Below are 18,596 nucleotides of genomic sequence, written 5' to 3' on the forward strand. Positions count from 1 at the left end.
CTGCTCATCCGCCCGACAGCGGCTTGAGGAACTTGGCCTTGCCCCGGAACGACCAAGGCCCCTCCAGCCCGTGCTCGGCGCAGAACGCGTCGACGGCGCGGCCTACGCCGGGAAATTGTCCGCCGAGACGGTCGTAGTCGTCGGCGATGAACAACCCGCCGGGGCGCAGGACCGGCCACCACGCCCGGAGATCCGCCGCCACCGACGCCTCCTCGTGGCCGGCATCGAGGTGGATCACGTCGGCGGCGACGCCGCGCAGGCGCATGAGCTCGGCGGCGTTCACCGAGTCGAGCGGCAGCGGCACGATCCGGTCGGCCATGCCCTCGCGCAGGACGTTGGCCAGGAAGGTGCGGTAGAGGCTCGGATAGCCATTCTCCATCGCGAGCTCCGCGAACAACGCCGGATCGGCCCAGTGGTCGACGGCGCCGAGCCAGGTATCGACCGCGATGACGGTGCCGGGAACGCCGCCCGCTTCCATCGTCCGGGCGAGGTGGAGCGCGCTCGCGCCCTTCCAGGTGCCGATCTCGACCACCACGCCGGGGCGCCACTCTTGCACCGCCTCGTCGAGATAGGGGTGGACGCTGCGCCAGCCCTGGAGGTCGAGGGGGCGCAAGGTTTTCGGCGGATTCGCGAAGGGGTCGCGGCCGTGCCACAGTGCGTCGATGATCGTCTGGCGGGTCATGGTGCGGCTCGGAAGGCGGGGGACGAAGAGGGCGCGCCGGCGCGGGCCTCGGCGTAGAGGGTCTCGCAGGCCTCTAACCAGCGGTCGCGGGTGAACAGGCGCAGGACCCGCTCGCGCGGGACCCGGCGCGGGATGGCGAGGGCCGCCGGGATCGCCGCGGCCAGGGACGCGGCGTCCTCGGACGGAACCAGGCGGCCGGCCTCGCCGACGATCTCCGCGGCGGCGCCGCGGGCGAAGCCGGCGACCGGGAGACCGCAAGCCATCGCCTCGATCGCCGAAAGGCCGAACGGCTCGTCCCAGCACGGGGTGAACAGGAAGACCGAGGCGCGGCCGAGTTCGGCGGCGAGCGCCGGTCCGGGCAGGTGGCCGCCGTAGCGGACCGGCCCGCCGAGCAGCGGGACGACCGCGCCCTCCCAGTAATCCGGCTCCTCGACCGGGCCGAACAGGGTCAGGGGCAGGCCGGCACGCCGCGCCGCGTGAATCGCGAGATGCGCGCCCTTCACGGCCGTGAGGCGCCCGCTCCAGACGGCGGAGCCGTCGCCGCGCTCGCTCCAGGGCCAGGCGGCGGGATCGATGCCGTTGTGGAGGATCGACGCTTCCGGCGGGGCGCCGTCCGGCCACCAGGCCCGGAGATGCGCGGCCGAGGTCGCGGTGAGGCGGTGGGTCGGGCCGGGGCTGTCATGCACGAACCAGCGCAGGGCGTCGTAGGGCGGCGCGTGGAGCGAGGTGACGGTGGGGATCGTCTCCGTGCGCCGCTGCTCCAGCGGCAGGCGGCTGAAGGAGTTGTTGTGCAGGACGTCGAAGCCGCCCGCCGCGATCCGGTCGCAGGCGGCTTCGTAGGCGGCGTCGACATGGGCTCTCAGCCCCGGATCGCCCCGATGCTCCAGCCCCGGAAAGCGCGCCTCGTGGTGGACCGGGCTCACCGCGTCGAGGGTGAAGCGCGGATCGCTGTCGCCGGAGGCGAACAGCACGACCTCGTGGCCCCGGGCGGTCAGCCCCGCGGCGAGGTGCCAGCAATAGGCCTCGAGGCCGCCCGCGAAGGGCGGCGCGATCGGGTGGCGCAGATGGGCGAGGAGCGCGATCCTCACGCAGGGACCGCAACGGCGACGGCCGCGCCGCGGGCTTCGATCGCGCGGATGACGGAGGCCGAGTTGGTGTAGGGCTGGTGGCCCTGCTGGCCGGTGAGCGCGAGGTCGTCGGCGTCGGGGCGGCGCAGGATGCGGATCGGCCGGTCCGGCGTGTCGTCGATCAGCCCCATCACCCGGAAGGCGTGGAGCCAGTGCCCCATGGTGCGGTAGCCCCACTTGGCCTCGAACAATTCGGCGTTGCGCACCACGCTGTCGAGGTGGTGGACCGGCGGCATGTGGTGCGGGTGGTACTGGTGATAGGCGAGCCCGCCCTTCATCCAGGCGATCGGCAGGCCGCTCCGATCGAGGGCCTTGCCGAAATCGGTGTCCTCGCCGCCATAGCCGGTATAGCGCTCGTCGAAGCCGCCGCTGGCGAGGAAGGTGGCGCGCCGGATCGCGAAGTTGAGCGACCAGAAGCAGCGGTAGTCGGGGCAGATCTCGATCCCCGAGGCCGGGGGCCCGCGGCGGTCGGAATGCTTTTCCGCGACTTTGGCCAGTCCCTCGTAGGTCCAGTCCCCGGTGGCGGCGTGCTCGGGCAGGTGCAGGACCTCGCCCATCAGCAGGCCGTCGAGGGCGGCGAGGCCCGCCGCGTAATCGGCGACGAGGCCGGGGGCGGGAATGCAATCGACGTCGAGGAAGACGATCGCCTCGCCGGTGGCCGCCGCGACGCCGCGGTTGCGCGCGGCGGCGAGCGGCAGCGCCGCGCCCGGCACCCGGATCTGGCGCACCGGGAAGGACGCCTGCGGCAGATCGTAGAGGTCGTCCTGCATCACCGCGACGATGAACTCGACGGGTCGATGCGTCTGGCGCTCCAGGCCGCGCAGGACGTTCGCCAGATGGGCAGGCCGGCCCTTGGCCAGGGTCACGACGGAAACGGTGAACATGCGGGCTCTCGGCTCCGGCAAGGGGGGATGAGGAGGGGTCAGCCGGCCGCGACGACGCGCAGCGGAGGAGCGGCGCCGTGCCAGAGCTCGTCGGTCAGCCCTTCGAGCCAGCCGGCGGCGCGGGCGGCGGCGTCCGGCGCGTAGAGGCTCTGCAGAGCGGCCCCGTCGAGGGCGCGGGCGCGGGCCAAGAGATCGCGCCAGCCCTGGAGGTCGCCGGGCCAGACCGGCGCCTGGACCGCCGCGCCGAGGCGCACCAGGGCCTCGGCCTTGCGGGTCTGCTCGCCGAAATAGCGCCATTCCGGCATCACGATCAGGCGGCCGCCGACGCGGGCGACCTCGTGCACCGTGTTGTCGCCGGCCGAGGCCACCACGAGGTCGGCCGCCGCCAGGTACTCGGTGACCGAGGGCACCCAGCCGAGCTCGCGCAGGTTGGCGAAATCGGTCTCGTGGCCCTCGCGGTGGGTCGGCCCGAGGGTCAGCCACAGGGCGTCGGGCGCGGCGCGGGCCGCGACGGTGAGCGGGGCGTAGGGCGTGCCGCTGCCCCCGCCGCCGGTGACCGCCACGACGATCTCGCGGTCCGGGTCGAGGCCGAGCCTGGCCCGCGCCTCGGCCCGATCCGGCACCCGGTCGACGCTGGTGCACAACCCGCCGCTGTAGAAGGTCTTCGCCCGCAAGTGAGCCGGATAGTCGTCCTGCTCCATCCGCGCGTCGAACGGCGCCAGCATCCCGACGCAGGCCTCGTAGGACCCGACATGGCCGATATCCTGGCGGTCGCCGTGCATGCGGATCTGCACCGCCGGCACGCTGGCGATGCGGGCGAGGAGCGCGATCTCGGCCGAGACGTCGACGACGAACAGGCCGATGCCGCGCTCGTCGAGGTGATCGAGGATCTGGCGCATCGTCCGGCGCATCTCGGTGAGCCCGAGGGGGACGCAATGCATCACCTGCGGCGTCGGCTCGGCGTAGAGGCGCGGGGTCGGCACCGCGGCGCCGATCATGTTCGGCAGGGCCACGATCTCGACGTCGCGGGAAAAGCCCTCGAACAGGTGGGGACCGGCGGTCAGCACCGAGACCGGGCGGTCGCGGGCGAACTCGGCCGCCACCGCCATCGTGCGGTTGGCGTGGCCCCGGCCCTGGTGATGGACGAAGAACGCGATCGGCTTCTTCATGAGATCTCTCAGGAATACAGGGCGTCGGGCCGCAAGGCGGCGGCGATCTCAGGGAGGGTCGGGGGGCGGAGGAGGCGGATCGCCTCGGCGCCCTCGTCCCAGTCGATCAGGCCGGCGTCGCGGAACTGGCCGAGCCAGTAGGTCATGCACCAGCGCCCGTGCCGGGCCCGGAAGCGCGCCGCGTTGGCGAGGATCGGCGCGAAATGCTGCAGGGGCGGCACGTGGACCGGGTGGTGCTGGTGGTAGGCGCGCGCGCCGGCGACCCAGAAGGTCGGCAGGCCGCTCAGGCTGAGGCGGGCGGCCAGATCCGTCTCCTCGCCGCCATAGCCCTCGTAGGCCTCGTCCATGCCGCCGACCGCGCGCCAGGCCCGCGCCGTGAGCGCGAAGGACAGGCCCCAGAGCTGGCCGGAATCGGGCTCGGGGCGGATCCCGGTCACGGGCGCCGGGGGCCGGGCCGGATGGGCGCGGCCGAGCCGGTCGAGCGCCGCCTCGTCGCCCGCCGCGGCGTCGGGGGGCAGGTACAGCACCTCGCCGAGGAACAGGCCGTCGGTCCGCGCGGCGGCCCCCGCATAGGCCGCGACGAGGCCGGCGCCCGGGATGCAATCGACGTCGAGGAAGACCAGGAGGTCGCCGGACGCCGCCTCCGCCGCCCGGTTGCGGGCGGCGGCGAGCGGCATCGGCTCGCCCGGCACGTGCAGGTGGCGCACGGGGCAGCCGGGATCGGGCAGGTCGGGGGCGGGCTCCGCCTGCATCCAGGCGATGACGAGCTCGCGCGGGCGCGCGGTCTGGCGGGCGAGGCCGCGCATCAGGTGGCGCAGCCGGTCGGCCCGGCCGCGCACCAGGGTCAGCACGCTGGGGTCAGCCGGCATGGGCGTCGGCATAAGCGTCGGCATGCGCGAGCGCCCGGCGGAAATGCCCGACGCCCTCGATGATGCCGCGGGCATGCGAGGCCCGGGCGACGTAGGAGTGCCGGAGCGCCGCGTGGCCGGCGAGGTCGTCGGAATAGTTCGCAACGATGATCGACTGGGCGCGGGCGCGCAGCATCTCGACGTCGTTGCCCGAATCCCCGGCCACGAACAGGGCCCGCTCGGGCAGGCCGTAGAGGGCGCGGACGTGGTCGACGGCGGTCCCCTTCGAGGCCCGCTCGGGCAGGACGTCGAGGTAGCGGCCGTGGCTGTGGATCACGCTGGCGCGCAGCCCCGCGCGGGCGAGGCGGGCCCGCACGCCTTGAGCCGCCGCCGCGTCGCCGAAATAGCTCAGCTTGAACGCGCGCTGCTCCAGCGGGCCCTGGGGTGCGAGCCCGTCGAGGCCTTGAAGCGCGGCGCGCAAGGGCTCCCGCTCCCAGCCGGCGGCGATCGTCCCGCGCCAGGCGGCATCCGCCGTGTAGGTCACGCCGTTGCCATCGAGGTGGTAGATCTCGGAGCCGACCGAGGTGATCATCACCTGCGGCCGCGGGCTGTCCTGCTGCTCCAGCACCGCCATCGCGCTGTGGAACGAGCGCCCGGTCGCGACCCCGAAGGCCAGCCCGGCCTGCCGGCTGCGCCAGCGCCGGAAGGTGCTCAAGCCCGCCGCGCAGCCGACGAGCGTGTTGTCGATGTCGCAGATCAGGAGCTGGCGCGGCGCCCGCAACGGCGGCACCGGCGTGCCGAGCGCCCGCAGCAGGGCGTGGTAGCGCGCCGCGTGCCGGTCCCAGTCGTAGGCGGCGGCCGCCCGCGCGCCGCCGGCGACGCAGGCCGCGTAGAGGCCTGCGTCGTCGAGGATGCGCGTGCAGGCCGCCGCGATGGCGCCGGGGTCGCGCGGATCGACCAGGATTCCGTTGCCGCAGGTCTCGACGATGTCGTTCGGTCCGCCGCTGTCGGTGGCGACGAGCGGCAGGCCGGCGGCGGAGGCCTCGAGCAGGGTCAGGCCGAAGGGCTCGTTGAGCGCCGGGTTGACGAACAGGCCGCCGCGCGCCCGCGCATGGGCGTAGAGCGCCGGCACGTCCTCGGGCCGGTGGGTCTTCGGATAGGCGATCCGGCCGTAGAGATCGTGGCGGTCGATCAGGACCAGGAGGTCGCGCATCGTGGCGGCCATGTCGCCGTCGAGGGCGTCGATGTCCTCCCTCGTGCCGGCGACGACGACGAGGTTCGCCCGCGCCTGGAGGTCTGCGCTCTCGCCATAGGCCCGGACCAGGGCGGCGAGGTTCTTGCGCGCCACCGGCCGGGCCAGCGCCAGCAGCACCGGCTTCTCGGGATCGTGCAGGAAGCGCGCGATCGTGGCGTCGACCCGCGGGTCGGGCCGGCTGTCGGCGAAGCGGGCGAGGTCGCTGCCCGGCGGCAGGACGCGCACCCGGCCCGGATCGTAGGCGGCATAGCCCGCATACTGCACCTCCGCCTCGTCGCGCGAGGAGGCGATGACGAGGCTGGCGCGGGCGAGCGCCGCCTCCTCGGTGGCGATCCGGCGGGCGAGGTCGGGGTTCTCCGCCGCCCCCTCCCCCAGCATCGACGCCTTGACCCGGCCCAGCGAGTGGGCGGTGAACACGAACGGGATGCCCAGGCGCGCCTCGACGATCGCCGCCACCGCGGCGGCGTCGGCGTAATGGGCGTGGATCAGGTCGGGGGCCGATCCTTGCGCGCCGATCCAGGCGATCAGGCTCCCGGCGAAGCTCGCGACCTCCGCGTGCATCTCCTCCTTGGTCCGGTAGCCCGGGGACGCGCTCGCCAGCCGCACGAGCGCGACCTTGTCGCCGAGGCGCTCTTCGGGCACGGCGTAATCGGGCCCGGGCGGGCCATCGAACAGGCGCGTCGCCACCACGATCCGGTCGATCCCGGGATCCTGCGCCGAGGCGGCGACGAGATCGAGCAGGTAGCGGATATGGCCGCCGGTATCGGCGGTGAGCCCGTAGACGACGTCCCGGCCGCGCAGGCAGCCCTGCAGGGCGACGTGAAGAACGAACATCAAACCGCTGCCGTAGCGGGGTATCCCGAAGGATAGGACGATTCAGGTGAGGTACAGTCTGTGATCCGCGTCGCCCAAATCGCTCCGAACATCTTTCCCATTCCCCCGACCCATCACGGCGGCACGGAGCGGGTCATCCACGACCTCAGCACGGCGCTGCGAAGCTTGGGCGTGGAGGTAACGCTGTTCGCCCCCTCGGACAGTGCGACACACTTACCCCGTATCGGTAGCTATCCGAGCCTCGCGGCCCTGGAGCGTCGCTACGGCACCGTTGCGCCCGGGGTGCCGGCGGCGCTCGACGCCCTGCAGCTCGAGGCCCTGCGCCTGCGCCTCGACGACTTCGACATCGTCCATGGCCACGGCGAGTTCGCCCATGCCGCGCTCCTGGGCGAGCGCCGGCGACGCAGCCTGACGACGATCCACTGGCGGGTCGACGAGCTCGACCGGGCGTTGTTCTTCGAAGGGTTTCCGGACCTGCCGGTGGCGGCGATCTCGGCGGCGCAACAGGGCGGCATCCCGGCCGCGAACCGGGCCGGGATGGTGCATCACGGCATCGACCGGGACCGCTACGCCGCCTGCCTCGCGCCGGGACACTACCTCGCCTTCGTCGGGCGGATGACCGACCAGAAGCGGCCCGACACCGCGATCCGGGTGGCGCGGGCGGCGGGCTTCCCGATCCGGCTCGGCGGCACGATCGATGTCGGCAATCCGGGCTATTTCGACCGGGCGGTGCGCCCGCTGCTCGGCGATGACGCGGTCTATCTCGGCCCCGTCGACGACGCGGCCAAGGGCGCGCTTCTCTCCGGCGCCGCCGCGCTCCTGTTCCCGATCGACTGGCCGGAGCCGTTTGGCCTCGTGATGATCGAGGCGATGGCCTGCGGCACCCCGGTGATCGCCTGGAACCGCGGCTCGGTGCCGGAGATCGTCGAGGACGGGGTGACGGGCTTTGTGGTCTCCTCCGAGGACGAGGCCGTGGCGGCGCTGGCCCGGATCGGGGAGATCGACCGGGCGGGGGTGCGCCGCCGCTTCGAGGAGCGGTTCACCGCCGAGCGCATGGCGCGGGACTACCTCGCCCTCTACCGCCGCCTGCTGGCGGCCTGATGCGCACCGCCCTCCTCGCCTGGGACTACCCGCCGGCCCCGAGCGGCCTCTCGACCGCGGCGCGGGAGATCGCCGAGAGCCTGGCGGAGGCCGGCGCCGACGTGACGGTGTTCACCCTCGACCGCACGGGCACGGTGCGGGTCGGCGGCGTCACGGTCGTCGGCCTCGGCCTGCCGCCGGCGGGCGGCCTCGCCGCTTTGCGCCTATGGGGCTCGGTCGGCCACCTCGCCGCGCCGCTCGCCTTCCGCCGCGCGGTGCTCGCCGCCCAGGCCCGCGCGCCCTTCGACGTGGTCGAGGCGACGAACTGGTACGCCCCGGCGGCCCTGCTCGCCGGGCGCCGCGACCTGCCGCTGGTGACCCGCTCCTCGACCCCGGCGGCCTTCACCCGCGGTGTGCCGACCTCGCTGCGCGACCGCCTCGACAGGGAAACCGCCGACGCCCTCGAACGGCGCCAGGCGCGCGGGAGCGCCGGGCTCATCGCCAACACCGCGGCGCACGCGGCGGTGATCGCCCGGGCCTACCGCCTCCCGGGCCGCCGGCCCGACGCGGTGATCGGTCTCAGCCTGCCGCCGGAGATCGCCACGAGCGCCCGCGACGCGCCCTACCCGGCGGCGGAGGCACCTGTGCGCCTGCTCTTCGTCGGGCGGGCGGAACCGCGAAAGGGCTTCGACGCGCTGCTTTCCGCGGTCGCGCTGCTGGCCGCGGAGCAGGAGCGGGGCGAGGTGCCGCCGTTCCGGCTCGACCTCGTCGGGGTGCCGCCCGGCGACCTGCCGGCGGACCTGCCCGCGGCGGCGTTGGAACGCCTCCGCGCCCGCGGCCGGATCGATTCCGGGGCGCTCGCCGCGGCCTATGCCGAGGCGCACGCGGTCCTGGCGCCCTCGCGCTACGAGAGCTTCGGCCTCGTCTACCAGGAGGCCCTGGCCTATGGCCGGCCGGTGGTGGCCTGCGCGGAGGATGCCAGCGCCCGCGCCTTCGTCGGCGTGCCCGAGGCGGGACCGCTCGCGGCGGCCGCCACCGGCCCGGCGCTCGCCGACGCCCTGCGCCCGCTGCTGCGCGATCCCGCCCTGCGCCGGGCCTACCGCGCCCGTGCGCTCGCGGCGGCCGGGCGCTTCACCCGGGCGAGCCTGGGGGCTGAGACGCTTGCGCTGTATCGGCGGGCGATCGCGGCGGCGCGTGGAGAGTGATCCAGCGTCTGCCTTGAGTCGTCCGGGAGCCTGTTTGAGCGGTTGCGCCAATCGATCCGCGCACAGGTTGACATCTCTCTACGTCATCCCGGGGCTCGTCGAAGACGAGAACCCGGGATCCATAACCGCCGACGGTGCAAGATGAGGCGGAACGCCGGCCGCCTTGCCCGGCACCGTCAGCGGTTATGGATCCCGGGTTCCGCTCCGCGGCCCCGGGATGACATCGAGGGTTTCAATGCGGTCGGCTAACTCGAACAAGCTCCGACATCACGGGAGGTAAGGCCGCAGCAACGCCTCCTCCTCCTCGATCCGCCCCCGCCCCGGATCGAGCGCCTCGTAGGTCCGCGACCGGGCCAGGACATGGGCGCGGCTCAAGCGATGATCGATCGCGCCGTGGAGGGCGATGAAGCTGCGGCGCCAGCCGCCGTCGAGGACCGGGCGCTCGTGGACGCGGCCGGTATAGCGCACGGTCGTCCGGTTCAGCCGGTACTGCACGTCCGGGTAGACGTCCGACAGGATCCCGTCGACGCGGTTGCGCCGGGGCAGCCCGACCGAGACGACGTCGCCGTCCTCGGCCAGCGCCGCGAGCGCCGGCAGAAGCCGGCCCGTCTGAGGCTCGAGGGTCTCGTCGGCGTCGAGCTGCAGCATCCAGGCGTGGCGCGCCAGGTCCTGGAGGGCGTTGCGCTGCCCGGCGAAGTCGCCCGCGAGGGGGCGGCTCGCCACCCGCACCGCGCCGTCGGCGAAGCCCGCGACCGCCACCGCGCGGGGCGGCGCCGCCGCGCCGTCGAGGAGGATCGCGACGTCGTCGGTCCAGGCGGCGTGGGGCGCGAGGCCGGCCAGCAAGGCGGCGAGCTCGGCCGGGCGGCAGAGCAGGCCGAGGGAGACCGGAGGGCCCTCCCCGAGGTCGTGGAGCCGGGCCCGCGCCGCCCGTCGGCTGTGCGGCGCCAGGAGGGCGGCACGGCCCTCCGGATCGAGCGGGGCGAGGCCGCGGCCGAGGCGGGTCGCGGCGATGCGCAGGGTGTAGAGGTCGAGGCCGTAGGGCGCCGCCAGGTCGGGCACGAAGGTGGGCGCGGCGAGTCGATGTCCGAGGTCGCGCCAGCACGCCGCCGGATCCGCGTCCCGCTCGGTCAGGACGCCGCAGGACCCGCAGGCCACCGGGAAGGCGCGCTCGCGCCCGGACGGATCGGTCAGGCGGCGGTCGCCCGGCGCCAGCATGGCGGCCGCGCAGAGGAAGCAGCGGCGCGAAGAGATCGTCACGGGCATCGCTCGGGTCCGTACCGGTCGGGGCTGGTCGCGCGGGCCGGGCGCCATACCTCCGGGGTGCATCCGACGAACCCGGTCGTCGGTTCCCCCGCCCCGAGACATCTGCCGCGCGTGCCCGACGACGTCGACCCCCTCCGCGCGGCCTGGCCGGGCCTGTCCGACCTCGGCGCGGTCGCCCTCGTGGGCAACGCCCCCGGGACCGAGGCGAGAGCGGCCGACGCGGCCGCGGCCGTGCTGCGCTTCAACAACGCGCCGGGCTTCGGCGGCCGGAGCGGATCGCGGGTCACCCATCTCGCCCTGGTCAATCGCGGCGGGCAGATGCGCGAATGGCTCGCCGATCCGGGCTTCCTCGACCGCCCGGTGGTCCGGCAGACCGAGGCCTTCGTGCTGCCGTTCCCGATGCTGCCGGAGGCGCACAATCGCCCCGAGCCGATCTGCTTCACCCGCGGGGCGCTGGCTTTGCTGCGCCCCCTCGGCAAGCCGGTCCACGTCCTGCCCGAAGCGCTCCACGACGAGGCCCGGCGCGTGCTCAAGGCCGGTATTGGCGCCGGCGGCAGGCCGAACCCGAGCACCGGCTTCCTCATGGCGCTCGCCCTCCTCCTCGGGCGCCCGGCGGGCGCGCCCGCTGTCGAGGCCCACGGCTTCGGCTTCGCCGGCTGGCCCGGCCATCCCTGGGCGGCCGAGCGCGCCTGGTTCAGCGCCGCCGCGGCGGCCGGCCGCTTACGCCTGCACCCTCCCCCGTCCGACGGATGACCTTTCCATCATGGCAACCCTGATCACCGTCCTGAAGAGCGGCGGCCGCTACGACGCGACGTGGGTCGCGCGCCTCGCCCGCGGCGTGCGGCGCCACGCGCCGGCCTTCGGGCGGATCCTCTGCCTCACCGACCTGCCCCTCGCGGTCGCGGGCGTCGAGCGGGTGCCGCTCCGGCACGACTGGCCGGCCTGGTGGGCGAAGATGGAGGCGTTTCGCCCCGGCCTCGCCGACGGGACGGTGCTCCTGTGCGACCTCGACACCATCCTGACCGGGCCGGCCGACGCGCTGGCCGAGCCGGGCCTCGCGGCGATGGAGGATTATTTTCACAAAGGACGCGTCTCGAGCGCGCTGCTGCGCTGGCAGGGCGACGCGCTGTCCCCGCTCTACGCGGCGTTCGCAGCCGAGCCCGGGCGCTGGATGGAGCCGGGCTCCTGCGGCCCGGTCCCGAACGCGGTCCACGGCGACCAGGTCGTCATCGACCACTGGCTCGCCCGCCGGGGGCAGAGGCCCGCCTTCCTCCAGCAGCGGTATCCGGACCTGCTCGATTTCTACGATCCGCGCCGCGACGCGCACGGCCCGGTCGTGATCTTCATCGGCGAGGCGAAGCCCGACACCGCCCGCGGCATGGTGCACGCGGCCTGGGCGGGAGAGGAAGGTCCCGCTTCGCCGCTATCGGATCCGTGACGGCGCGGCGGCGGAACCGTCAGCCCTCGGCGGCCCGTAGCGAGCGGGCGCAGGCCGCGAGGATCGCCCGGGCCTTTTCGGGATAATCGTCCTGCAGCACGGCCTCGAGGGTGCCAACGGTCTCGGCGAGCAGCGCCTCGCCGTCGGCGACGCCCTGCTTGTGCAAGGCCACCGCGAGGGCGGTCGCCAGGGTGGCGAAGGCCACACCCACATCCTGATCGGTCATGAGGAGGATCCCCGTCGACGAGGCGGCAAGACGGCAACGGATGCGAGAGGGAGGATGGTGGGCGCGACAGGGATCGAACCTGTGACCCCTACGATGTCAACGTAGTGCTCTCCCGCTGAGCTACGCGCCCATCCGGCCCGCCGTCATCGATATCCGGAGGCCTTGTCCGGCAACCCTCGCGCACGAGGGGCCGTCACTCTTCGTCATCCGATCCGGACCAGCCGGTCCGGCACCGCTCCGGGGAGAAGACCTCCCGACATCCGGAGTGGCAATGGTGGGCGCGACAGGGATCGAACCTGTGACCCCTACGATGTCAACGTAGTGCTCTCCCGCTGAGCTACGCGCCCTCGGCGCCGCGTGTCGCGGCCCCGGTGTGAGAGGGCGTATAGAGGCAGTTTCGGCGGGTGACAAGCGGGTTCCTTCGCCGGCTCCGGCGGCACAACGCAGTTTTCCATGTCCGGCCCTCGACGGTGCCAGCCGGCCGCGCCGACCATGCCCCCGGCGAATCGGGGAGCGGGCGAATCATGGACCTGATGCAGGATCACGCGGCGCGGACCTTCTGGGGCAAGGCCCGGCCCAATGCCGGCGCGGCCCACCCCTTCCACCCGGCCTGGGCCCACGGCCTCGACGTGGCGGCCGCCGGCCGGGCGCTGCTGCGGGCGCGGCCGCGGGCGGCGCGGGCCCTGGCGGCGGGGCTCGGGCTTGAGGTGCCGGCCTTCGAGGCCCTGTGGCTGCACCTCCTCGCCCTGCACGACATCGGCAAGTTCTCCCACCTGTTCCAGGCCAAGGTGCCGGCGCTCTGCCCCGCCCACCTGCCGCCGCCCGGGATCCCCGATCCCGGCCACCCGGCGGCGGGCCTGCGCCTCGTCGGCGGCCTCCTGATGGCCCGGGCCGCGCCCTCCGGCCTGATGCGGGGCTGGGGTGCGGCGCCGCGCAACCGCCTGCTCCAGCCGATCTTCGGCCATCACGGCCGCCCGGTGGCGATGAAGGAGAGCTGGCAGCCGGACGACTGGCGCCCGCTCTTCCCGCCGGCCTCGGCCGAGGCCGCCCTCGCCTACTGGGAGGCGGTCGAGAAGCTGCTGCCGGCGCCGGAGGTGCCCGCCCCGCGCGCGGCCGCGGCGGCGCAGGCGAGCTGGCTCTTCGCCGGGATGACCGCGCTCGCCGACTGGATCGGCTCCAACCAGGCCTGGTTCCCCTACGCCGCACCCGGGACCGACCTCGCGGCCTACTGGGACGAAGCCTGCGGCCGGGCCGAGGCGGCCCTGCGCGAGGCCGGCCTGGTGCCGGCGCGCCCCGGCCCGCGCCTCGCCTTCGCGGACCTGACCGGCCTGTCCCACCCGCCGACCGCGATCCAGGACTGGGCCGGGACGGTCCCCCTGCCGGACGGGCCGCTCCTGATCCTGATCGAGGACGTGACCGGGGGCGGCAAGACCGAGGCGGCCCTGACGCTCGCCCACCGGCTGCTCGCCGCCGGCCGGGCCGACGGGCTCTACCTGGCGCTCCCCACCACCGCGACCGCCAACGCCATGGTCGACCGGATCATCCCGCTCGCCGGACGGCTCTACGCCGAGGGCGCTCGCCCCTCCCTGGCGCTGGCCCATGGCCGGGCCGGCCTGCATCCGCGCTTCCGCGCTGCCGCCGCGGGGTTTTCGGAGGCCGAGCCCGGGGCCGATCGGGGCGAGGAGGCGGAATCGGGCGCGGTCGCCTCCGCCTGGCTCGCCGGCGAGAGCCGCCGGGCGCTGCTCGCCGATCTCGGCGTCGGCACCATCGACCAGGCGGTGCTGGCGGTGCTGCCGAACCGCTACGGCACGGTCCGCCTCGCCGGCCTCGCCGGCAAGGTGCTGATCGTCGACGAGGCCCACGCCTACGACGCCTATGTGAGCGCCGAGCTCGCCCGCCTCGTCGAATTCCATGCCGCCGGCGGTGGCACCACCCTGATCCTGTCCGCCACCCTGCCCGCCGTGGCCAAGGCCGAGCTGGTGGAGAGCTGGCGCCGCGGCGCCGGCGCCGGCGCCGCCGGGGCGGCGCTCGCGAGGACCGCCTATCCCCTCGCGACCCTGCTGGCCCCCGGGCGGGACCCGGTGGAGGCGCCCCTCGACGCCCGGGAGGACCTGTGCCGCACCCTCGCAGTCACCCGCGTGCCGGACAAGGACGCCGCCCTCGCGCGGATCCGCGCCGCCGCGGAGGCCGGGGCCTGCATCGCCTGGATCCGCAACAGCGTCGACGACGCGGTCGAGGGCGCGGCCGCCTTGCGGGCGGCGGGCCTCGATCCCGACCTCTTCCACGCCCGCTTCGCCATGGGCGACCGCCTCGCGGTCGAGGCGCGGGTCCTGGCGCGGTTCGGCAAGGCCTCGACGCCGGCGCAGCGCCGCGGCCGGGTGCTGGTCGCGACCCAGGTCGCCGAGAGCTCGCTCGACCTCGATTTCGACCTCGTGGTCACCGATCTCGCGCCGGTCGATTCGGTGCTCCAGCGCGCCGGCCGCCTGTGGCGCCACACCGGCCGCGACCGGCCGATCCCCGGCCCGGAGCTCGTCGTGGTCTCGCCCGATCCCGCCGGCGCCGTCGCCGCCGACTGGGTCGCCGCCGCCTTTCCCCGCGCGGCCTCCGTCTACCGCGACCACGGCATCCTGTGGCGCACCGCCCGGGAGCTGGCGGCCCGCCCCGCCTTCCGGGTGCCGCAGGACGTGCGCCCGGCGATCGAGGCGGTGTTCTCCGACGATGAGGCCGACATCCCGGAGGCGCTGCTGTCGATCCACTTCGACGCGGTCGGCCGGGCCGGGGCCGAGCGCGCCGCCGCCCGCGGCGCGCTGCTCACCGCCGCCGCCGGCTACTGGCCCGACCAGGCCTGGCCCGACGAGGGCACGGTGCCGACCCGCCTCGCCGAGGAGAGCCGCACCCTGCGCCTCGCCCGGGTCGCGGACGGCCGGCTGGTGCCCTGGCATCCCGACGCCGACCTCCGGCTGGCCTGGGCCCTCTCCGAGGTCACGGTGGCCGTCCGCAAGCTGCGCCGCCACCTCGCCCCCGCCGCGACCTGGCACGCCGCCGTCGCGGCGGCCCGGGCCGGCTGGAGCCGCTTCGACGACGCCGTGATCCTGCTGCCCCTGGAGCCTCAGCCGGACGGCACCTGGCAGGGGACGCTGGTGGCGGAGGATGGCGGGTCCCTCGTCGTGACGTATGGGACGCGGCTCGGGCTGATGCTCTGAGCGGGCTTCGCGCCTTCCTGAACCCTGGCGCCCGGCACCGATCCGGGGCATCGTCGGACCCGTCCGGGAGGTTGGCACGGGCCGGCGAAACGGAGCGGGAACGCCGGTGGGTTCTTTGACATTGTAAAACGTGAATTGGATCAACTGCTTCCAGAAGGAGTGTTCCCCGCAGGCGCGGGGATGAACCGACGTAGGTCCCGGCCGGGAGCGGGCCGCCGCCGTGTTCCCCGCAGGCGCGGGGATGAACCGTCGCGCGGCTTCGTGCCGAGAATGAGGCGCTTGTGTTCCCCGCAGGCGCGGGGATGAACCGCTTGGCGAGGCGCTGTGCCTCTCCGTCGAGCCGTGTTCCCCGCAGGCGCGGGGATGAACCGGTCTCGTTCGCCACGTTCTGGGCGGTGTCGCTGTGTTCCCCGCAGGCGCGGGGATGAACCGTCGTAGGAGAGCGCGCCGACGAGGCGCGCGAGGTGTTCCCCGCAGGCGCGGGGATGAACCGGCCTCCGCCTCGCGGCCGGGCACCTAGGCGATCTCGCCCATCAGCATGCGGCCTGCGAGTCGTCAGGAAAGGAGACGGTATGCCGAAGCGTGATATTCGCCCGATTGCCGATGAAGAAGAGGCTCGTATTCAGGCTGGGATCGCACAGGATCCCGATAATCCCGAATGGACGGAAGCCGACTTCAAGTCCAACAAACCCTTCGCCGAGGTCTTTCCGGAACTCGCGGCGTCTGTTCGGCGGCGTGGCCCAGTGCGAACCAAGGAAGCGATCTCGATCCGCATCGACAAGGACGTTCTTGAGAAGCTGCGAGCATCCGGCGACGGCTGGCGGAGCCGGATCAACGATGTCCTGCGCGAGTACGTCGAGCGCAATGCGGCTTGAGTGACGTTCGGCTGTCTTCTGCGACGCAGGGTCGGCAAGGGACTGGTCCCGGAAGCATACAGGTGGCCCAGACATGGAAAGCAGAATTCCACGAGAAGCTCGGCTTTTCACTTCCGCGCCGCGACCGAACGTGCAACCGTGACCTGAGACGACTCAGAAACGATTCGCCCAGGGAGTGCCGTGGTCCCGCCTTTCTCCCTCCTGACCGAGGCCTGGATCCCCGTCCTGCGGGCGAACGGCAAGCCGGACATGATCCGGCCGGCCGCCCTCACCGACGACATCGACGGAAACCCGGTCGTCGCGCCGGCCTGGGGCCGGGCGGATTTCGACGCGGCGACGCGGGAATTCTGGATCGGGCTCCTGGCGGTGGCCTGCGGCACCCGGGCCGACGAGGATGAGTGGCCGGCCTGGTTCGCGGCGCCGCCGACGCCGGCCGCGCTGGACGAGGCCTTCGCCCCCCTCGCCCGCGCCTTCGTGCTCGACGGCGACGGGCCGCGCTTCGGGCAGGACGCGGAGGAGATCGCCGGCGAGACCGTGCCGGTGTCGCAATTGCTGATCGAGGCGCCCGGCGCCAACACGGTGAAACGCAACCTCGACCATTTCGTCCGCCGCGGCGGGGTCGAGACCCTGTCGCGGGCCGGGGCCGCCATGGCTTTGTTCACGCTGCAGACCTACGCGCCCTCGGGCGGGGCCGGCCACCGCGTCTCGGTGCGGGGCGGCGGTCCCCTGACCACCCTGCTGATCCCGGGTGCCGAGGACCGTACGGCGCCGGTGCCGCTGTGGCGCAGCCTGTGGCTCGCGGTGCCGTACCGGGCGGACGGGCCGCCCGTGCCCGAACGGGTGTTTCCCTGGCTCGTCCCCACCCGCGTCTCAGATAAGGGCCGGACGACCACGGAGAGCGACGTCGATCCGCTCCAGGCCTTCTGGGGCATGCCGCGGCGCATCCGCCTCGTCGTCGAGGCCAATCCCGAGGGGCGCCCCTGCGACCTCACCGGCCGCGTCGACCCGCTGGTGGTGCGCCACTACCGCACGCGGCCGCACGGCACGAGCTATGCCGGCTTCACGCATCCGCTCTCGCCGCACTACCAGACCAAGGCGGACGAGCCCTGGCTGCCCCTGCACGGCCAGCCCGGCCGGATCGGCTACCGCCACTGGGTCGGCCTCGTCGTCGGCGACGATGGGGACAAGACCGCGCGGAAACCGTCCGCTTCGGTGCATGACGGCCTCAAGCGCCTCCTGAACCACGACGATTTCGCGGCCCGCCTCGGCACTCGCCTGATCGCGGCCGGCTACGACATGGACAATATGAAGGCCCGGGACTTCGTCGAGAGCGAGATGCCGCTGCACCTTGTCGGCGAGGCGGAGTTCCGGCCTTACGACGACACCGTGCGCCGGATGGTGCGGGGCGCCTTCGAGGCCGAGTTCATCCTGCGCGTGTCGCTGAAACAGGCCCTGGCGATCGAGAAGGGCGGCCTCCTCGACCTCGGCCGCGGGCGCTTCTGGGAGCGGACGGAGGCGGCGTTCGGCAGGACCCTGGCGGAGCTGGCAGAAGCCCTGCCGGGGGCGGGTCTCGAGGGCGATACGCCCCACGTTCCGACGCTCGACCGGTGGCGCGGCCACCTGAGGGAGGCCGCGACGGCGGTGTTCAGGGAACTCGTGCCGGTCGAGGATCTCACGGATCTCCGCCAGAGCGTCGCGGCGGAGCGCGTCAAGGCGGAGATCGGCCTCGACTGGGCGATGCGCGGCTACGGCAAGCTCGGCCAGAACCTGTTCAAAGCCCTCGGCCTGCCGCCGCCCGAGGCCAAGCCCAAGGGTGCCAAGACCAAGGACGCGAAGTCCGAATCCAAGAAGGCCAAGGGAGGCCGCGGGTGAGCGCAGGGGATGGGAGCGCGGACGGGGCGAGCGCGGGAAGGCGGCCGCCGGCCGATCCGGACGAGGTCCGGGAGATTCACCGCGAGCGGCGCTGGAAGATCCGGCGCTGGTGGGAGCGCCTGCCGCCGGGCCGCAACGGTGTCGAGCCATACCTCCTGTTCGACCGCGGCGCCCATGCGCGCCTGCGTCGCGCCGCGACGCCCCTCGACGTCCTCGACGAGGCGGTGGTGTTCCACCTCCATCGCGGCCTCGGCTACGGGCCCCGGCAGGCCGCCGACACCCTGGTGCCGGTGGCGGTCGCGGCCTGCGTGCTCGCCCGCGTCGCCGCCGACAGCCCGGCGCGCAGCCTCGCCGCCGTGCTCGGACCGCCCTACGGCGAGGCGAACGCCCAGCCCCTGCTCTCACCGTTGCGGCTCAAGCGCCTGACCGCCGCCCGCGACCCCGACGACCTGCTGCGCCAGATGCGCCGCGCCGTCGACCTCGCCGGCGACCGCCCGGTCGACGTCGCCGGCCTCGGCGAGACGATCCTCGACTGGCTCCATCCGGAGCGCGGCGACCGGGCCCGGGCGACCTTCGCCTTCGACTACCACGCCGCCGCCCACCGGCCCCCCGGTCGGGCCTCCCATGACCACCTT

The 18,596-nt window shown here is 74.0% G+C and carries 16 protein-coding genes and 2 tRNA genes; 8 read left to right on the top strand and 10 right to left on the bottom strand.

The features are described 5' to 3' along the window. Nucleotides 1–4 precede the first annotated feature (4 nt). From ABZT49_RS15900 to ABZT49_RS15925, 6 genes are read right to left on the bottom strand one after another with little or no spacing between them, the layout of a single operon-like run. Entirely contained in the window at nt 5–682 is a 678-nt protein-coding gene (locus ABZT49_RS15900) for a class I SAM-dependent methyltransferase (protein WP_355286972.1), read from the bottom strand. Next, complete coding sequence (locus tag ABZT49_RS15905; protein WP_355286973.1) at nt 679–1,770, bottom strand: glycosyltransferase; 1,092 nt, start codon at nt 1,768–1,770, stop codon at nt 679–681. The genes ABZT49_RS15900 and ABZT49_RS15905 overlap by 4 nt, the downstream gene beginning before the upstream one ends. After that, nucleotides 1,767–2,693 (bottom strand): glycosyltransferase, encoded by a 927-nt coding sequence (locus tag ABZT49_RS15910; RefSeq protein WP_355286975.1) that lies wholly within the window; start codon nt 2,691–2,693, stop codon nt 1,767–1,769. Before ABZT49_RS15910 ends, ABZT49_RS15905 begins: the two co-directional genes overlap by 4 nt. 38 nt (nt 2,694–2,731) lie before the next feature. After that, entirely contained in the window at nt 2,732–3,862 is a 1,131-nt protein-coding gene (locus ABZT49_RS15915) for a glycosyltransferase (protein ID WP_355286977.1), read from the bottom strand. An 8-nt stretch (nt 3,863–3,870) separates the two neighbouring features. Next, on the bottom strand, nt 3,871–4,731 hold the full coding sequence (locus tag ABZT49_RS15920; protein WP_355286979.1) for a galactosyltransferase-related protein: 861 nt from the start codon (nt 4,729–4,731) through the stop codon (nt 3,871–3,873). Further along, complete coding sequence (locus ABZT49_RS15925; protein WP_355286981.1) at nt 4,721–6,799, bottom strand: HAD-IIB family hydrolase; 2,079 nt, start codon at nt 6,797–6,799, stop codon at nt 4,721–4,723. Before ABZT49_RS15925 ends, ABZT49_RS15920 begins: the two co-directional genes overlap by 11 nt. A gap of 60 nt (nt 6,800–6,859) precedes the next feature. Here ABZT49_RS15925 and ABZT49_RS15930 point away from each other — a divergent pair, with 60 nt between their 5' ends. Together ABZT49_RS15930 and ABZT49_RS15935 are read left to right on the top strand one after the other, a co-directional pair. Beyond that, nucleotides 6,860–7,900 (top strand): glycosyltransferase family 4 protein, encoded by a 1,041-nt coding sequence (locus ABZT49_RS15930; RefSeq protein WP_355286983.1) that lies wholly within the window; start codon nt 6,860–6,862, stop codon nt 7,898–7,900. Then, nucleotides 7,900–9,084 carry a glycosyltransferase family 4 protein gene (locus ABZT49_RS15935; protein WP_355286984.1) on the top strand — a complete coding sequence of 395 codons (1,185 nt, stop codon included), beginning with the start codon at nt 7,900–7,902 and terminating at the stop codon, nt 9,082–9,084. Before ABZT49_RS15930 ends, ABZT49_RS15935 begins: the two co-directional genes overlap by 1 nt. A gap of 267 nt (nt 9,085–9,351) precedes the next feature. On the opposite strand, the gene ABZT49_RS15940 is transcribed toward ABZT49_RS15935, so the two are convergent. Beyond that, nucleotides 9,352–10,335 (bottom strand): hypothetical protein, encoded by a 984-nt coding sequence (locus ABZT49_RS15940; protein ID WP_355287006.1) that lies wholly within the window; start codon nt 10,333–10,335, stop codon nt 9,352–9,354. 123 nt (nt 10,336–10,458) lie between these two features. Between ABZT49_RS15940 and ABZT49_RS15945 the strand changes: the two genes are divergently transcribed. Together ABZT49_RS15945 and ABZT49_RS15950 are read left to right on the top strand one after the other, a co-directional pair. After that, a complete protein-coding gene (locus ABZT49_RS15945) occupies nt 10,459–11,100 on the top strand; it encodes a hypothetical protein (protein ID WP_355286986.1) in 642 nt (213 codons plus the stop codon). 10 nt (nt 11,101–11,110) lie between these two features. Further along, complete coding sequence (locus ABZT49_RS15950) at nt 11,111–11,785, top strand: hypothetical protein (RefSeq protein ID WP_355286988.1); 675 nt, start codon at nt 11,111–11,113, stop codon at nt 11,783–11,785. Nucleotides 11,786–11,804: 19 nt separating this feature from the next. Here ABZT49_RS15950 and ABZT49_RS15955 read toward each other — a convergent pair whose 3' ends face one another. From ABZT49_RS15955 to ABZT49_RS15965, 3 genes are all read right to left on the bottom strand, one after another. Next, nucleotides 11,805–12,011, bottom strand: a complete 207-nt coding sequence (locus tag ABZT49_RS15955; protein ID WP_355286989.1) for a hypothetical protein — start codon at nt 12,009–12,011, stop codon at nt 11,805–11,807. A 55-nt stretch (nt 12,012–12,066) separates the two neighbouring features. Next, a tRNA-Val gene (locus tag ABZT49_RS15960) sits at nt 12,067–12,141 on the bottom strand. 142 nt (nt 12,142–12,283) lie between these two features. Next, nucleotides 12,284–12,358, bottom strand: a tRNA-Val gene (locus tag ABZT49_RS15965). 177 nt (nt 12,359–12,535) lie between these two features. Here ABZT49_RS15965 and cas3 point away from each other — a divergent pair. The 4 genes from cas3 to casB all read left to right on the top strand — a co-directional run. Continuing rightward, a complete protein-coding gene (gene cas3, locus ABZT49_RS15970) occupies nt 12,536–15,214 on the top strand; it encodes a CRISPR-associated helicase Cas3' (protein ID WP_355286990.1) in 2,679 nt (892 codons plus the stop codon). A 572-nt stretch (nt 15,215–15,786) separates the two neighbouring features. Then, nucleotides 15,787–16,089 carry a BrnA antitoxin family protein gene (locus tag ABZT49_RS15975; RefSeq protein ID WP_355286992.1) on the top strand — a complete coding sequence of 101 codons (303 nt, stop codon included), beginning with the start codon at nt 15,787–15,789 and terminating at the stop codon, nt 16,087–16,089. 180 nt (nt 16,090–16,269) lie between these two features. After that, nucleotides 16,270–17,961, top strand: a complete 1,692-nt coding sequence (gene casA, locus ABZT49_RS15980; RefSeq protein ID WP_355286994.1) for a type I-E CRISPR-associated protein Cse1/CasA — start codon at nt 16,270–16,272, stop codon at nt 17,959–17,961. Further along, on the top strand, nt 17,958–18,596 hold a 639-nt coding region (casB, locus tag ABZT49_RS15985; RefSeq protein WP_355286996.1), incomplete at its 3' end, for a type I-E CRISPR-associated protein Cse2/CasB. The genes casA and casB, both read left to right, overlap by 4 nt.

Origin of the sequence: Methylobacterium sp. EM32 (assembly GCF_040593685.1) — a bacterium.
In the GTDB taxonomy this organism is placed as follows: domain Bacteria; phylum Pseudomonadota; class Alphaproteobacteria; order Rhizobiales; family Beijerinckiaceae; genus Methylobacterium.

Coding starts and splice junctions, on each gene's coding strand:
- ABZT49_RS15915 (WP_355286977.1), bottom strand. CDS start 3,862: ATGAAGAAGCCGATCGCGTTCTTCGTCCATCACCAGGGCCGGGGCCAC.
- ABZT49_RS15935 (WP_355286984.1), top strand. CDS start 7,900: ATGCGCACCGCCCTCCTCGCCTGGGACTACCCGCCGGCCCCGAGCGGC.
- ABZT49_RS15950 (WP_355286988.1), top strand. CDS start 11,111: ATGGCAACCCTGATCACCGTCCTGAAGAGCGGCGGCCGCTACGACGCG.
- ABZT49_RS15925 (WP_355286981.1), bottom strand. CDS start 6,799: ATGTTCGTTCTTCACGTCGCCCTGCAGGGCTGCCTGCGCGGCCGGGAC.
- ABZT49_RS15900 (WP_355286972.1), bottom strand. CDS start 682: ATGACCCGCCAGACGATCATCGACGCACTGTGGCACGGCCGCGACCCC.
- ABZT49_RS15975 (WP_355286992.1), top strand. CDS start 15,787: ATGCCGAAGCGTGATATTCGCCCGATTGCCGATGAAGAAGAGGCTCGT.
- cas3 (WP_355286990.1), top strand. CDS start 12,536: ATGGACCTGATGCAGGATCACGCGGCGCGGACCTTCTGGGGCAAGGCC.
- ABZT49_RS15955 (WP_355286989.1), bottom strand. CDS start 12,011: ATGACCGATCAGGATGTGGGTGTGGCCTTCGCCACCCTGGCGACCGCC.
- ABZT49_RS15920 (WP_355286979.1), bottom strand. CDS start 4,731: ATGCCGGCTGACCCCAGCGTGCTGACCCTGGTGCGCGGCCGGGCCGAC.
- ABZT49_RS15910 (WP_355286975.1), bottom strand. CDS start 2,693: ATGTTCACCGTTTCCGTCGTGACCCTGGCCAAGGGCCGGCCTGCCCAT.